Annotated in this window: 20 protein-coding genes; 7 read left to right on the top strand and 13 right to left on the bottom strand. The window is 36.7% G+C overall.

Annotation, left to right across the window (positions count from 1 at the left end):
- Positions 1 to 109: 109 nt before the first annotated feature.
- Positions 110 to 1,084, top strand: a complete 975-nt coding sequence (locus tag LZ480_RS14215; RefSeq protein ID WP_241370191.1) for an arsenic resistance protein — start codon at positions 110 to 112, stop codon at positions 1,082 to 1,084.
- Between the two features lie 350 nt (positions 1,085 to 1,434).
- Positions 1,435 to 1,677: a hypothetical protein gene (locus tag LZ480_RS14210; protein ID WP_241370190.1), complete on the top strand. Its 243-nt coding sequence runs from the start codon at positions 1,435 to 1,437 to the stop codon at positions 1,675 to 1,677.
- A 374-nt stretch (positions 1,678 to 2,051) separates the two neighbouring features.
- Here LZ480_RS14210 and LZ480_RS14205 read toward each other — a convergent pair whose 3' ends face one another.
- Positions 2,052 to 2,426, bottom strand: coding sequence for a HesB/IscA family protein (locus tag LZ480_RS14205; RefSeq protein WP_241370189.1), 375 nt, complete (start codon positions 2,424 to 2,426; stop codon positions 2,052 to 2,054).
- Positions 2,427 to 2,722: 296 nt separating this feature from the next.
- Between LZ480_RS14205 and LZ480_RS14200 the strand changes: the two genes are divergently transcribed.
- Positions 2,723 to 3,415 carry a DUF2225 domain-containing protein gene (locus tag LZ480_RS14200; RefSeq protein ID WP_241370188.1) on the top strand — a complete coding sequence of 231 codons (693 nt, stop codon included), beginning with the start codon at positions 2,723 to 2,725 and terminating at the stop codon, positions 3,413 to 3,415.
- 38 nt (positions 3,416 to 3,453) lie between these two features.
- Here LZ480_RS14200 and LZ480_RS14195 read toward each other — a convergent pair whose 3' ends face one another.
- Positions 3,454 to 3,690 (bottom strand): NifU family protein, encoded by a 237-nt coding sequence (locus tag LZ480_RS14195; RefSeq protein WP_408641623.1) that lies wholly within the window; start codon positions 3,688 to 3,690, stop codon positions 3,454 to 3,456.
- 84 nt (positions 3,691 to 3,774) lie between these two features.
- Between LZ480_RS14195 and LZ480_RS14190 the strand changes: the two genes are divergently transcribed.
- Complete coding sequence (locus LZ480_RS14190; RefSeq protein WP_241370187.1) at positions 3,775 to 4,107, top strand: YuzD family protein; 333 nt, start codon at positions 3,775 to 3,777, stop codon at positions 4,105 to 4,107.
- A 40-nt stretch (positions 4,108 to 4,147) separates the two neighbouring features.
- Here the strand turns inward: LZ480_RS14190 and LZ480_RS14185 are convergent, their stop codons facing one another.
- Complete coding sequence (locus LZ480_RS14185) at positions 4,148 to 5,215, bottom strand: NAD(P)/FAD-dependent oxidoreductase (protein WP_241370186.1); 1,068 nt, start codon at positions 5,213 to 5,215, stop codon at positions 4,148 to 4,150.
- A gap of 291 nt (positions 5,216 to 5,506) precedes the next feature.
- Between LZ480_RS14185 and LZ480_RS14180 the strand changes: the two genes are divergently transcribed.
- Positions 5,507 to 5,743 (top strand): YuzB family protein, encoded by a 237-nt coding sequence (locus tag LZ480_RS14180; protein ID WP_241370185.1) that lies wholly within the window; start codon positions 5,507 to 5,509, stop codon positions 5,741 to 5,743.
- A gap of 18 nt (positions 5,744 to 5,761) precedes the next feature.
- Here LZ480_RS14180 and LZ480_RS14175 read toward each other — a convergent pair whose 3' ends face one another.
- On the bottom strand, positions 5,762 to 6,523 hold the full coding sequence (locus LZ480_RS14175) for a TIGR01457 family HAD-type hydrolase (RefSeq protein WP_241370184.1): 762 nt from the start codon (positions 6,521 to 6,523) through the stop codon (positions 5,762 to 5,764).
- A 1-nt stretch (position 6,524) separates the two neighbouring features.
- Entirely contained in the window at positions 6,525 to 6,974 is a 450-nt protein-coding gene (locus LZ480_RS14170) for a DUF86 domain-containing protein (RefSeq protein WP_241370183.1), read from the bottom strand.
- Positions 6,975 to 7,065: 91 nt separating this feature from the next.
- Between LZ480_RS14170 and LZ480_RS14165 the strand changes: the two genes are divergently transcribed.
- Positions 7,066 to 7,332, top strand: coding sequence for a DUF3055 domain-containing protein (locus LZ480_RS14165; RefSeq protein WP_241370182.1), 267 nt, complete (start codon positions 7,066 to 7,068; stop codon positions 7,330 to 7,332).
- A gap of 52 nt (positions 7,333 to 7,384) precedes the next feature.
- Here LZ480_RS14165 and LZ480_RS14160 read toward each other — a convergent pair whose 3' ends face one another.
- The 6 genes from LZ480_RS14160 to LZ480_RS14135 all read right to left on the bottom strand — a co-directional run bounded on the left by LZ480_RS14160 (position 7,385) and on the right by LZ480_RS14135 (position 13,064).
- On the bottom strand, positions 7,385 to 7,723 hold the full coding sequence (locus tag LZ480_RS14160) for a YutD family protein (RefSeq protein WP_241370181.1): 339 nt from the start codon (positions 7,721 to 7,723) through the stop codon (positions 7,385 to 7,387).
- A gap of 64 nt (positions 7,724 to 7,787) precedes the next feature.
- Positions 7,788 to 8,699, bottom strand: coding sequence for a lipoyl synthase (lipA, locus tag LZ480_RS14155; RefSeq protein WP_241370180.1), 912 nt, complete (start codon positions 8,697 to 8,699; stop codon positions 7,788 to 7,790).
- Between the two features lie 113 nt (positions 8,700 to 8,812).
- The gene (gene yunB, locus LZ480_RS14150; protein ID WP_408641622.1) at positions 8,813 to 9,583 is read right to left on the bottom strand and encodes a sporulation protein YunB; all 771 of its coding nucleotides are present in this window, start codon (positions 9,581 to 9,583) and stop codon (positions 8,813 to 8,815) included.
- A gap of 42 nt (positions 9,584 to 9,625) precedes the next feature.
- Entirely contained in the window at positions 9,626 to 10,729 is a 1,104-nt protein-coding gene (locus LZ480_RS14145; RefSeq protein WP_241370179.1) for an HD-GYP domain-containing protein, read from the bottom strand.
- Positions 10,730 to 10,805: 76 nt separating this feature from the next.
- Positions 10,806 to 12,170, bottom strand: coding sequence for a bifunctional metallophosphatase/5'-nucleotidase (locus LZ480_RS20020; protein WP_241370178.1), 1,365 nt, complete (start codon positions 12,168 to 12,170; stop codon positions 10,806 to 10,808).
- A gap of 42 nt (positions 12,171 to 12,212) precedes the next feature.
- Positions 12,213 to 13,064, bottom strand: coding sequence for a DUF72 domain-containing protein (locus LZ480_RS14135; protein WP_241370177.1), 852 nt, complete (start codon positions 13,062 to 13,064; stop codon positions 12,213 to 12,215).
- Between the two features lie 108 nt (positions 13,065 to 13,172).
- On the opposite strand from LZ480_RS14135, the gene LZ480_RS14130 reads away from it, so the two are divergent.
- Positions 13,173 to 13,511, top strand: a complete 339-nt coding sequence (locus tag LZ480_RS14130) for a thioredoxin family protein (RefSeq protein ID WP_241370176.1) — start codon at positions 13,173 to 13,175, stop codon at positions 13,509 to 13,511.
- Between the two features lie 110 nt (positions 13,512 to 13,621).
- Here LZ480_RS14130 and LZ480_RS14125 read toward each other — a convergent pair whose 3' ends face one another.
- Both LZ480_RS14125 and sufB read right to left on the bottom strand, forming a co-directional pair.
- Complete coding sequence (locus LZ480_RS14125) at positions 13,622 to 13,765, bottom strand: hypothetical protein (RefSeq protein WP_241370175.1); 144 nt, start codon at positions 13,763 to 13,765, stop codon at positions 13,622 to 13,624.
- 195 nt (positions 13,766 to 13,960) lie between these two features.
- Positions 13,961 to 15,358: a Fe-S cluster assembly protein SufB gene (sufB, locus tag LZ480_RS14120; RefSeq protein ID WP_241370174.1), complete on the bottom strand. Its 1,398-nt coding sequence runs from the start codon at positions 15,356 to 15,358 to the stop codon at positions 13,961 to 13,963.
- Positions 15,359 to 15,413 lie beyond the last annotated feature (55 nt).

The following is a 15,413-nucleotide window of genomic DNA, read 5'->3' as shown; positions in this document are numbered from 1 at the left end:
TGAATAATTGCCATGTTATACTTACGAAAGACTTCACTGTATCCTTAAACAAGAATTAGGGCATTTATCACCCTTGAAAGAAGCATCCTAAGATAGGGAGGATTAAGACGTGAATATTACAAGGGAAAAGATAGAGAATCATCAAATCTGGATTTATGTTTTTTCATTAATTTTTGGAGGAATAATAGGTCTATCAGATAAAAATTTAGGAACTAGTTTAGATTGGACTATTTCACCTTTCATAGCTGTACTCATGTATGGAATGTTTGCTCAAATTCCATTTTTAAAACTACGTGAGGCGATTTCAAACCTCAAATTTATGGGTGCATTACTAGTGGGGAATTTTATTGCAGTCCCTATTATCGTTTGGTTCTTAATAACAATATTTCCTCAATCTTCACCAATATTATTAGGAGTTTGTTTGGTCTTACTAACTCCATGTATTGACTACGTAATAGTCTTTACTCAGCTTGGGAAGGGAAACGAGAAATTAATGTTAGCTTCGACACCTATTTTATTTGTAGTACAAATGATATTACTTCCATTCTATCTATGGCTATTTATAGGTGAAGAGATGGTAGGAGTTGTTCATTTAGAGCCATTCCTAGAAGCTTTTTTATTTCTAATAGTAGCACCTCTAATATTAGCTGTCTTTACTCAATTATGGGCTAAAAAGAAAACAATAGGTGAGAAGGCACTAGATTTTACTACGTGGTTGCCCGTTCCGTTTATGGGTTTAGTATTAATTGTGGTAGTGGCTTCGCAAATTGGTAAGCTATACAGTGATTTCGAGATAATCGTGCGTGTTATTCCGATATATATCTTGTTTTTAATCATTACACCACTTGTATCTCGTTTTATTGCGCATGCATTCAATTTAGATAAAGGGGCAGGAAGAGCATTAATTTTTAGTACAGGAACAAGGAACTCCCTAGTAGTTCTACCTTTAGCATTAGCTTTACCTAAGCCTTGGGCAACGTTAGCGTCGGCTGTAATCGTTACACAAACCATTGTGGAATTAATAGGGGAAATAATCTATATCAAGGTAATTCCTAAACTAATACTTAAGGATTCTGATAATTAAAGAAAAGGACTTGCATTTATGTTAGAATCCCATATTTGCAAGTTCTTTCGCTGTGCCTTCACATACTCACTCCTGTAACTTCACGAAAGGGTTTGTAGCAAAGCCTGTGTGAATGTTTCTTCTGCTCCAATTTCTGCGCTCATAAGTACTACCAGCTCATTAAACGCTTCTTAGAAGTTGCTAAGTTTGTTTTTATAAGATCATTCAAAGTTGGAACTGATTAGACACCCTCACCTATTCCTGTGGTAACAGCCCCCTTTCTTCCATTTATCTACCAATCCAAACTCTATTATGTTACGATTTCTGTATTAACGTAATTTTCAGTTATTAAGAAACAGGGAGATGATGACTTGAGTATTAAAGCTTCTTATCAGGGAATAGTTGAACTTAACATTGTACATTGGGAATCTATTGACAATTTAGGCGTAAAGATTACCGAAGTTAGAGACTCACAAAAAATTTATACGAATGACATAGTTGAAATACAACAAATTGTTGATTTTGGTCGAGTTACAGAAAGGTCTCATAGAATAGTAATTTTTTTTAACTTAAAAAGAGATTTAGACAACCTTGGGGAAAAAATAATTTTATGAGTTATTTTCAGCAATGGGAACAATAGCCATTACACATCATTCAAGGACTTGCATCAATGGTTTAATCCCATTATGCATGTCCTTTTGTTATCATCGCCTCTATCTCGCTGTAGCCCTCCACTTTACTGTACAGCAACATTTAGATAGCCTGTGTGAATGATTCTTTTGCCACACACCCTCAGCACTTCTAGCAGATATTACAAGGTCAATATTTTTCTTAAAACCATACAAAAAAGCCTTCTTGATTCGTTTTGCTTTCGCAACTTACAAATCAAAAAGGCTCGGTATCTACAACCCTAAACATCATTTTAAGGTTGTGTTTACACATTTTCAGGATTGTGTGCACACCAATTCTAACCGTTATTTACAATCCATCACTCACAACTTTGCGGTTCAGCTGGACGTGCAGCCGCTTTAAAGCTCGTGCCACAACCACATGAAGCTAATGCGTTCGGATTATCGATGGTAAATCCACCGCCCATAAGCGATTGTTTAAAATCAATTTTTGTACCTTGTAAAATGCCGGCATCATCCTTAGAAACTAAAATGCGAATGCCGAACTGATTATCTGTAAAATCATCTTCGTTTACATCATTATCAAAAGCCATCCCATACGATAAACCACTACAACCGCCGCCTTTTACTGCGACACGTAAGCTTGCATGTTCCTCTTCGTTATGAGCCATCATTTCTTTGACTTGAAATGAGGCTGCTTCTGTTAAAATTACTACCTGTTTTTCAATCGCCATTCCAGTCACCTTCCTTTATACGGTTATCATATCAATTGTATTTCCCTTCTGACAACAAAACTGCCTGTTAGAAAAACATATTTTTCGCAATATAGAAGGAAATGATGTGTTTTCTATTTGGATTATCTTGAAAAATTAATACGTTTTCATCCTCCAAAGAAAATAAGACTATATATAATAAGTAATTCAAAGGAATATTGTACTAATAATTTCATAATATATCTAATAATTAGTTACTACTTTAATAAGAATATTGATATAATATACTTAATATTTTAGCAGAGAGGTATGATCACATGGAAATTTCTCCATTTTATGAAAAAAGTATAGAATGTATGCACTGCAAAAAAAGCTTCACATCACTAAAAGTTCGTACAAAATCAATAAAAATTGAGCATACCGAATCCGACTTTCAACCTATTTATGCAGATAAGCATGTAAACGCTTTATACTATAATGTATTTGTATGCCAACACTGTGGGTTTTCATTTACCGAAGATTTCAATAAATATTTTGCACCTGGTGTAAAAGAGAATTTAAATAAGCAAATTTGCGAAAATTGGATACCTCATAGCTTCAAAACTGAGCGTACGGTATTTGATGCAATTCAAGCTTTCAAACTAGCCTTTTTATGTGCAACGATTAAAAAAGAAAAATATGTTATTACATCGGGCTTAGCGCTGCGTTTAGCATGGCTGTACCGTTCATTAAATAATTATAACCAAGAACTACGCTTCTTAAAAATTGCGCGTGACCACTATATGGAAAGCTTCTCTAATGGTGACTATTCAAGTACGCAAATGTCTGATGTACGCATAATGTATATGGTTGCGGAATTATCACGACGTTTAGAAGACTACGAAAACGCAACACGCTTTTTCTCACGCGTTATTGAGACTCAACGTGTTGGTGGTGAGGCCAAATTAGTAGATATGGCAAAAGAACAATGGGAACTTGTACGCGCTGCCCGTGAAAAAGTTGCACATTAAAAGGCAGGAGAGCTATTCTCCTGCCTTTACCCGTTATATTAGAATACTTGCTCTACTTCAATAATGCCTGGTACTTCTTCTAATAAGGCACGTTCGATACCAGCTTTTAACGTGATTGTAGAACTTGGACAGCTACCGCATGCACCTAATAAACGTAATTTTACGATACCATCTTCAATGTCTACTAATTCACAGTCACCGCCATCGCGTAATAGGAACGGACGTAATTTATCTAAAACTTCTTGTACTTGTTGATATTGTTCTGTTTCTGTCATTTTGCTCGACTCCCTTCACTAAAGTTATTATAATGTGAAGAAGTAAAAAAATCCATTAATGAATAACGAAAGGTTTGAAATTCTATGTCTACTAAAAAACCAATTATTGAAATTTACGGTGCAGATATTATGTGCGCAAGCTGTGTCAATGCACCATCATCTAAGGATACATACGAATGGCTACAAGCTGCTATAACACGCAAATATCCAAACCAAGTATTTACAATCCGATATATCGATATCGAAGGTGTAATTGAGAATGAACGCGATCAAGATTACGCCAATCGTATTCAAGAAGATGAATTTTTCTACCCACTTGTTTTGATTAATGATGAAGTTGTTGGTGAAGGCTACGTACAAATCAAGCCAGTATTCACTGCACTTGAACAGCTAGGCTTTGTTCCTGTAGAAGAATAAAAAAATGTCCAGCGCAAGAAATCCTTGGCTGGACATTTTTTTAGTTATCGTTTTGTCTTTTATAGTACCAAAGTAAACCAGACTTCATAAGGCGTGCAATACGACCTGTTACGGTTGTATCTGCTAAGTGGACGAAACCTTGTTTTTTACCTAAAGAACCCATGAAGCCCTTCATTTTGATTTCAGATAGTTTTTCTGGTAATGCTTCACCTTTCCAACGCATTTTTAGCACTTTTGCAATACGCTCTGCTTGCTCTTCTGCTAATTGTGCTGTTGGAGGTAAGTGTGAAGAAGCCGAATCCCCTACTACATAAACATCTTCGTCACCAATGACATGATAATGATCTGTGATAACTGGACGGTTGAATTTATCTTTTTCTACATCTAAGTCACGAACGATTTTTACCGGTTGAACTCCAGCAGTCCATACTATAACATCTGCTTCGATAATTTCGTCATGATTGTGTAATCGACCTTCTTCAACACATGTAATATTTGAATTTGCGATTACTTCCACGTTGTTTTTCTCGAACCAACTTTTAATGTATTCACTTAACTTTTCTGGGAAGTCACGTAAAATACGTTGAGAACGGTCAAATAATTTAATTTTTAAATCCGCGCGACTTTCACGTAATTCACTCGCAAGTTCAATACCCGAAAGACCTGCACCGATAATGGCTACCGTTGCACCTGGTGCTAAACCACATACTTTTTCGAATGTAGAACGAGCCTTTGCAATCGTTTGAATGCTGTATGTGAATTCATCTGCACCTGGAACACCGTGATATTTATCAACACAGCCTAAACCTATAACAAGCTGATCGTATTCTACTTCTTGCCCATCTTCTAAGAAAACTTTTTTGTCTTCTCGATCGATTCGAACAATTTCACCATAAACGCGTTTTAATCGATCATGTTCAGGAAAATCAACACGAATTTCTTTATCTGTTGATGTACCTGCTGCAAGTGCGTAGAATTCCGTTTTTAAGCTGTGGAATGGTGTACGGTCTACTAGTATAATTTCTACATCTGCCGGTAAGCTCGGTAATAGACGTAGTAAAATACGCATATTTCCATAACCGCCACCTAATAAAACTAATTTTTGCATAGCATTTTCCCTCATATCTCTAATTAATCAATTGAACTTCCTATGTTTCGAAGATGTCCTACCTTCACTTAGTAATATGTTCACTATTTACAAAATGAAGAGCTCCAGTGTTCACAAACTTTCCATATTCATTATAACCGTTTGTGATAACATTCACAATATATTATAATATGTTTTGTGAAAAAATTCACATAAAGAATTCCGATTAATTTTATAGAAATCTATGCAAGTACGTAGCATTTGACGCCAGTAAAAAAACAAAGTAGCATGTGAAAGTAGCGGGGTGACAAGATGTTTAACATGGTTGAATTTTGTATTACGAATTTAGCAAACGGTGCACAAAAAACATATGAGGAGCTCGAAAAAGATCCTGAAATTGATGTGCTTGAATACGGCTGCATGAGCTATTGTACAAAATGTGCGCGAGGCTTTTATGCGGTAGTAAATGGTGAAGTGGTGGAAGCAGATACGCCGGATGAATTAACAAAGGCGATTTATCAATATATTGAAGAAAATCCGATGTGGTAAACTTCCACATCGGATTTTTTATTTAATCAGTTCTAATAAATTTTCAACGCAATACGTTGGCAATTGTGCTTGTTGTTTGACGATAGCTGTTGGTGTTACACCTGTATTCACATGAATTGTATCACAGCCAAAATTAATGCCACATAAAATGTCCGTGTCATAATTATCACCAACCATGACCATCTGACACTTATCAAAGCCGTGATCATCTGCCATAATTTGTAGCATCAAAGGTGAGGGCTTACCAACAAAAATCGGTGTCACCCCAGCAACATTCGCAATTAAATGAACAAACGAACCATTGCCTGGTACAAAGCTATCTTCATTTGGAAATTTAATATCGCCATTTGTTCCGACTAAAACCGCACCATTTTGTACATATACACTCGCCTTAGCAAGCTTTTCATACGTCATTTGGCGGTCAATTCCCATTACTAAAATATCCGCTTGCTCTTCAGTAATGATGAGTCCTTCTTGAAGAAGTGCTGTACGAATCCCCTGCTCTCCAACAACATTGACACGCTTGTCCTTACTCATTTTTGCTACATACTTTGCTGTAGCAAGCGAGCTCGAATAAATATGCTCAAGCGGTGCAGTAATGCCCATATCATGTAGCATTTGCTGAATGGTTTCACGTGTTTTTGATGAGTTATTCGTTAAATAAAACGGCTCGATTCCTTGCGCTTGTAATTGATGTACAAACTGAATAGCCGAATCAATACCAGCTTTACCGCGATAAATCGTGCCATCTAAATCAAAACAATACGCTTTATAGTGCATATTATTTATCCTCTGGTAAAAATGCAGATACTGGTCCTAACTCATTTGTTAAATAATCTTGTACTTTGCCTGAGTATTGTTTCATTGTCGGTAAGTTTTTTGTTAATACAGCTAAAATTTCGTCATTATCTACTGCAATATATTCGCGCACGATCATTTTACGTAGTCCAACTATTTCTTTTAACGGTGCATCCATTTCTGTTGCGATGACTTTTTCATCAACGAAAATATCAATAATATCTTCATAGCTACCAGGGTCACGCATAATGAAGCCATCGATTACTAAGTTCCCTACATCCATCATTGCTTCCATAACGTTATGACCAATACGCTGTAAGGCTAATTTATGAATATCGTCGGCTAACCAGTTGTCTGTGCCTTCAAAAATGGCAATCAATTCGTCTAAATGTGCTAAGTTGTTAGTAATTTTATTTCTATCTACGAAATACATAGATAAAGCCTCCATTCAATTAATAAAAGTTGATAGTGTTTTCTAATATATAGTACCATATTCTTTAGATATGGAAGGGGTACAAAACAAAATGGAACGATTTTTCTTATATGATGATGTAGAAGATACAAAAACGCGCTTTGTGAGTTTCGCAGGAAAAACACAGCGCTACGATTTAGCTATTTTACAAAGTAGCCGATTCTTTGGCAAAGTACTTGTACTAGACATTCAATTTGGCCGCTTTGCTATTATCGGCGCAGATGATGTCGAAGAACCAGGATACTTAGAACACGCCTACAACCGTACTGAAGTAGAAACAGAGGATTTACGTGATTACTTAAGAGAGTTATTAAGCTGAAAAAACGAGGAGGCATATTGCATGCTTCCTCGTTTTTATGTTAATGGATATGTTATTCAACTGTTGTTTCTTCTACTGGCGCTTCCTCTGTAGCTTCCACTGCCACAATTTCTGGTGCGCGGCCTGCTTTTTGTACGATAAAATACGCACAGCCAAAATTACAATACTCATATAAATAATCTTGCACCGTGCTAATTTTCGTATCAAATGTAGATTTTTGATTTTTGTCGTCAAAAAATCCTTTTAAACGTAGCTGACCATAACCCCAGTCCCCTACGATATAATCGTACTTCGATAAAATATCTGAATACCGTGCTGTAAATGCTTCTTCTTCGAAGCCCTCTCGCACATCTTCAATAATTTCATACATATAACCTTCTACAATAATCAAATTAGACACCACCTATCATACGTTCCATGTTATATAACATTTCACCTGAAAGCAATATCGACCGTTAAATTTCTAGTTGATGTTTTGTAGCAGCGTTTACTTGTTCATCAGCATGGTAGCTACTACGTACGAGTGGTCCAGCTTCACAATGACTAAAACCTTTTTCCATCGCAATTTTACGAAGCTTGCCAAATTCTAACGGTGAATAATATTTCTTCACTGGTAAATGCTTTTTCGTTGGCTGTAAGTATTGGCCAATTGTCATAATGTCGACGTTATTTGCACGTAAGTCATCCATTACTTCATAAATTTCTTCCAGTGTTTCACCTAAACCAATCATCAATGAAGATTTCGTTGGGATTGATGGTTCCATTTCCTTCGCACCACGTAAAAACTCTAATGAACGATCATATGTCGCTTTTGCACGCACACGAGGTGTCAAGCTACGTACCGTTTCAATATTGTGGTTTAAAATATCAGGCTTTGCATCCATTAACATTCGTAAATTTTCTTCACGCCCCCCTAAGTCAGACGGTAAAACTTCAATTGATGTTAATGGGCTTTTACGACGAATCGCACGTACTGTTTCAGCAAGTACTTCCGCGCCACCATCTTTTAGGTCATCACGGGCTACCATTGTAATTACAACATGCTTTAAGTTCATTAATTGTACTGAATCTGCTACACGTTCTGGCTCTGCTAAATCAAGCTCATTCGGAAGGCCTGTTTTTACAGCACAAAAGCGACATGCACGTGTACATACCGAACCTAAAATCATCATCGTTGCGGTACGGCGTTCTCCCCAGCATTCGTGAATATTGGGACAGCGAGCTTCTTCACAGACAGTGTGTAAATTTTTTTCACGCATTAGCTTTTTTAACGCTTTATACTCATCATTTGTATTTAGCTTAATTTTTAGCCACTCGGGTTTGCGTAAATGCTCCTCTGTTGGACTAGTTGGTTTACAAGATGTCATTGTTTTCTTCCTTTCACTCAACTACTACTAAGATACTGCTGTTGTCAATGTACCATAGATAGCGTTTGCCAACAACTAACTATCGCTATTATTTTAACTAATTAGAATAGAGCTTAATCATACGGAATTGGTACTTCGATTGATGGTTGAGTACCTTCTCCTGCACTGTAAATATGTGGAACAGTACCTTGGACTAAGCCAATTGCTATTGGGATTTTTTGTTCAACCGAAGCAGAATGACTAGCAAATGGAATAATAATTTTCACGTTTACTTCAATCAATAAATTTACTTCGACAATTGCGTTATTAATACCAAACTCCCTTATGCTTGATTGAACATCGCTATGTACATTACCAATAATATGAAAACGAATCGGGATTTTTGGACCAAGGTTACCGATGATGGGAATATTTAGTGCCTGACCAAGTGGCACAAAAAATACGATACCATCACCAGCCTCCATTTTACCAACATCGTATTCGACATTTTCTAAATTTGGCAAATGTGATAAATCCCCACTTTCTGCCTGCTCTAAATATTCTTTTACTAATGTTTGTGTTTCCGCGCGCACTTGATTAATAATCTCGGTATTAAATTTTGTCGTAATCATATCCTTTGATTGTGTAGGTAAATTGACAATAATCTCATTGACATCCAGTACACTAGAGGTACGTGAGTTAATCGCCTTACTCACAACATAAGAAGCCACTTTATTCGTTTGTACTTCAGCATACTCTTTATAGATCGGCATCAAACGCCCGTTAATAGTATAAATACTGAGTACAACCGAGAGCACTAAACTAACTAAAATAAGCGTTATTATATTTTTACTATTGCGCTTTTTCGTCCTAAAACGCATCCCTGTTTTTTTACGAAAACGCAAAAAAAATCCTCCTTCTCACAAAATATGAGAAAGAGGAATAGGTTATTCGGCTGGGACAACATAGTCCACTTCGATTTTTTCAATATTTAATAATGGATGGTCACTCAGACAAATTTCGTATGTAGCATCTAATAGCTTATCGTCTTCTTCAAAAATACGTACCCATGGACGTGTTACATCGACTATATTTTGTTTCGAAATAATGCCTCGTCGCCCATCACTTAATAACACAATTGAACCATTTGCATAATGAACTACGCTACGTAAAAAGGCATCTACTACGCGTGCATCAAACAACTTCGCTCGCCCTTCCATAATGATGGCAATCGCATCTATCGGTAGCATTTTTTTACGGTATACACGGTTTGATGTTAAAGCATCAAATACATCTGCAACTGCAATCACCTTTGCAAAAGGATGAATTTCAAAATCAACTATGCCTCGTGGATAACCACTACCGTCAATTCGCTCATGATGCTGGAACGCACAATGCGCAACAAGTAATGACACTGAATGCAAATTGCGTAATATGTCAAAGCCAAAACGTGCATGTTGCTTCATTTCTTCATATTCTTCATCCGTTAATTTGCCGGGCTTCATTAATATTTCAGATGGAATTAAGAGCTTCCCAATATCATGTAACAATGCACCAATACCGATTAGGCGAACATCTTCATAAGAATAGCCTAACTCTTTGGCAATCGCCAGGGAATACATCGTTACTTGAAACGAGTGCTGGTAAATATATTCATCATATAAATACGCATCTGTTAAAACCATTAATACTTCGCTACTATTCATGATCGAATTTAATATATCATCCACAATTAAGCCTAGTACTTTTGACTGTTGATCTAATACATATGAGGCTTGGGATGCTTTTGCTCGTTTCACGTCCGTAAAAGCTTTTGTCATATTCTTTACTGCTTCGATTCTTTTGGAAGGAGACACCGTTTCTTCGATTTCTATCCCTGTCGAAATCATATCATCAATATATAAATATTGAATTTTCAACTCACGTAATCGCTCAACAATTCGGTTAGTTACGATAACGTCTTTATGTAATAGTGGGTGTCCCGCTTCATTCCAGATAGTTCTACCGACTACCATACCTTCCTTCAAAACATTGATCGATATTAATCGCATTTCTTATTTGTTCTCCATTCTAAAGTTGCGTATATTATAAAATTATAAATATTCGGTGAAAAGGTATATTTATTATTCAGGCAAATTCCTTCACACAATATTCTATAAATATATCACGTAAAAATTGCGGTAAAAAATACTCTTTCTTTGCATACTTAAACCTTGGGAAGAAGAAGCCAAATGTAAATAAATCCAATGTCGCTAAACGGTATTCTTGCTCTGCATTAACAGGTACACCATTAATGAACAGTTCGCGTTCATGATTCATCGTTATTCCGTAATTCAGCATTTTACCGAAAATAACACCTCTAAAACCAAGCCCCTTCAGTTCAAGTCGTGGCCAATCTTTATTTTCTGATTGCACAAAAATTTCCTTTAATTCCGCACCTGTAATATGCACTACACATACATTTATCGGATGAGGTAAAATTTTGTGAATATCATATTTGGAAACAAAGCCCTTTTTTAATGATTCAACGAATATACCTGCATTAAACATGACACAATCTGCATTTGTATATTCATACATACACTCAGCAAATAAATCCGATAACTGCGAACGATGGAACCATTCTTTATTATAGAATTTTGCTGCATAAAATACAGGCTGCGCTAACATTTGCTTGGCCTGCTGCTGTATATCTAGTAACCATTCCGTTTCACCTGATGCTTCGGGTAATAATGCATTTTCATAGAGACGATCTGATTTTTTCTCTAATTTTTTTGTCGCATGATTAAACTCCAATATTAAATGACCCGTAAATTGTCCAAATTTCCCGCCACCTGTTAGCAGTACACCGTTTTCAATACGGCCATTCTCAAATACATGATGTGTATGCGAACCAAATATAACATCAATAATAGGACATTCTTGCGCAAGTAGCTCGTCTTCCGTAATGCCTAAATGTGATAGACAAACAATAACATCTACCTCATTTTTTAAAGCGTATGCCCATTTAATTATTTCAGCTCTAGGCGTAGTCACTTCCCAGCCAAGTTCCTTATAAAATACTTCAAACGATGCTGTCGCAGCTAAAACCGCGATTTTAGTTCCATATTGTGTTGTCAAAATCGTATAAGGCTTCATCCACTGTGGATTTTTCTGTTGAGCCGAAAACAAATTGCCAATAACAACCTCAAATTGGGCATCGTCATAAAGATGATACAGCTCATCATGTGCTAACGTTATGCCCTCGTTATTGCCTAATGTTACGACATCATAGTGGGCATCATTCAACATCTTTATGTTGCCTTGCCCAAGCGTGGCCTCAGTATACAAATTCGAGCGATCTAGATGATCTCCTAAATCGACTAAAAAGCTCGTCTCCCCTAGTTCTGCGAGCATTTTTCGTGTTGCTTCAATAAAATACTGACTACGTTTCCAATACGTAAAATGACTATGTAAATCATTTGTATGGAAAAAATGAATTTTCTCTCGCACAACTGCCACCTCATTTGATTTTTTATTTACAACAAAAGATGTTTAATCACCAAATAAGCCTAGCTGTTTTGGCGCTAAATTTTCAAATTCGAGTTGCAAAATTTGTTGCATCCGTTTGGCATTTTTCGCAGCATGACCACCAGAATTGTTGTTAAACAGTACATACACTTGCTTTGCCTGTTTATTTAAAAAATGTACTTGTTCACTTAGTTGCTGTAGTTCTCGTTCATTATAATCATATAAAAAACGTACTTTACGCCAATTTTCTCCATGTCCAATATTACGCCAACCATGTACATTGCGTCCATGAATCCGTACAAGTACTTTTTCATGCGTAGCAATTGGCACAAAAGGTACTGAACCACTACCAGCTTGTGGTTCATCACAAACGCAATGTATATAATCATTGTTCTTGAGAAAAGCCAATGTTTTGTCTTTCATTTGTTCGCTATACCAAGTTTGGTTACGAAATTCAATTGCCACTGGGTAATCGGCTAACTGCTGCTTGATATATTGAATATAATTAACATTTTTTGTCTGGCAATCAAACCACGGCGGAAATTGCACGAGCACCATCGCGAGCTTTCCATGCCTTTGGAAAGTATCTGCACACACACGAAACGCATTGAACATATCATTACGCGTTTCAAATGGCAATTCATCTCGTAAATGCCCCGTCATACCTTGATATGCCTTTACTACAAACTGAAACGTATCCGGTGTATCTTTACACCACTTCTCTACATTTTCAACAGAGGGAATCGCATAAAACGATGTATCCAATTCCACTACCGGAAAATGTCCACTATAATCAAATAATTTATCTTTTGCAGCTGTCACTGAACTATAAACGTCGGGGTGATCGCCCCAACCTGTTAATCCGATTGCAATCATCCCGTTCACCTCTTATCTTGATTGTACTACAACTGTTATTCTCTATACGAATTCATTGCAAAATACATTAATTCCAAGCATACTAATAGATAAAAGGAGAATGATTTTATGCATATTTTACAAACTTTAAGCGAATTTGAACAATTTAAAATTGGTGCAAAGCCAGTTATTTTCGAGTTTACAGCAAATTGGTGTCCGGATTGCCGATTTATCGATCCGTTTATGCCCGAAGTGGTAGAAAAATATTCAGACTTTCATTTTGTCAAAGTAGACCGCGATCAATTTATCGACCTTTGCATCGAGCTAAATGTCATTGGGATTCCAAGCTTCGTTGCTTATGAAAATGATACAGAGCTTGGTCGCTTCGTAAGCAAAGACCGCAAAACACAAGAAGAAATTGAAAGTTTTATCACAGGATTAAAGTCAGAAAAACACAGCTCACGCTAAATTGTCAAGAGTTGTTGTCTTTTCTGATGTGGATTATATTGAAAAACTTCTACTTTCCTATCCACAAAAAAATGCTTCAAACGCTTAATGTGCGTTTGAAGCATTTTTCATTATTTAATGATACCCTCATGCTCTTCGTTTTTCGAAAGTCTGCCGCTCTTCTTTTGTCCTAATGCCCAAAAGATAATTACAACCGCTACTACTAATACAGCAGCTGGTACGCCTAATGTTATTGGCCAAAATAAATTTTCCACAAAAAACCGCTCCTTTTATGTACTTAATATATACTATCCATTATTCCATCTAATTCAGATATTGTAAATGATTCCCTTTGATTTATTGTTATTTTTCCTCTTTTTCATCGTCATTTCTTCACGATTTCAACATAATTGTTCTCGAACTTATAAAAAAACACTTGCTGAAAAACAGCAAGTGTTTGAAAAATTGAATTACCCGATTGAACCTTCCATCTCGAACTTGATAAGACGGTTCATTTCTACTGCATATTCCATTGGTAATTCTTTCGTGAATGGCTCGATGAAGCCCATTACAATCATTTCTGTCGCTTCTTCTTCAGAAATACCACGAGACATTAAGTAGAATAATTGCTCTTCAGATACTTTTGAAACTTTTGCTTCGTGCTCTAAAGATACATTATCGTTTAAAATTTCGTTATATGGAATTGTGTCTGATGTAGACTGGTTATCCATAATTAATGTGTCACATTCGATATTTGCACGTGCACCTGTCGCGTTTTTACCGAATTTCACTTGGCCTAGGTACGTTACTTTACCGCCTTGTTTCGCAATCGACTTCGAAACGATTGTAGAAGATGTATTCGGTGCTAAGTGAATCATTTTCGCACCCGCATGTTGATGTTGACCTTTACCAGCTAGAGCGATTGATAAAGTCATACCACGTGCGCCTTCTCCTTTAAGAATACAAGCTGGGTATTTCATTGTTAATTTAGAACCGATGTTGCCGTCGATCCATTCCATTGTACCGTTTTCTTCAACTACAGTACGCTTTGTAACTAGGTTGTACACGTTGTTTGCCCAGTTTTGGATTGTTGTGTAACGGCAATATGCATTTTTCTTAACAATGATTTCTACTACTGCTGAGTGTAGAGAGTTTGTTGTGTAAACTGGCGCTGTACAGCCTTCTACGTAGTGTACAGAAGCATCTTCGTCTACGATAATAAGCGTACGCTCGAATTGCCCCATGTTTTCCGAGTTAATACGGAAGTATGCTTGCAACGGTGTATCTAATTTAACACCTTTTGGCATATAGATGAATGATCCACCAGACCAAACCGCTGAGTTTAATGCTGCGAATTTGTTGTCAGTGTACGGGATTACTGTACCCCAGTGCTTTTTGAAGATTTCTTCGTTTTCTTTTAACGCTGAGTCAGTATCTTTAAATACAATCCCCATATCTTCAAGATCAGATTTCATATTGTGGTAAACTACTTCAGATTCGTACTGAGCAGATACACCTGCAAGATATTTTTGCTCTGCTTCAGGAATACCTAATTTATCGAAAGTTGTTTTGATTTCTTCAGGTACTTCATCCCAAGAACGTTGTGTTGCTTCAGATGGCTTTACGTAGTACGTAATTTCATCGAAGTTTAAAGCTGAAAGGTCGCCACCCCATTGAGGCATTGGCATTTCATAGAATTTGTTAAGAGCTTTTAAGCGGTAGTCAAGCATCCACTGTGGCTCTTCTTTCATATTGGAAATTTCACGAACGATTTCTTCTGTTAATCCACGCTCAGAACGGAAAATCGATACGTCCTTGTCATGGAAGCCATATTTGTAATCGCCGATTTCAGGCATTTTTTTAGCCATGTTGTCTCCTCCGTTCATCAATTGAGAAGTGGGGCTGACCAAAAATTGCTTTTCG

Origin of the sequence: Solibacillus palustris, from assembly GCF_022549215.1 — a bacterium.
Lineage (GTDB): Bacteria > Bacillota > Bacilli > Bacillales_A > Planococcaceae > Solibacillus > Solibacillus daqui.
The sequence above is the reverse complement of the archived record's forward strand: the minus strand, read 5'-3'. Positions and strand labels throughout refer to the sequence as shown.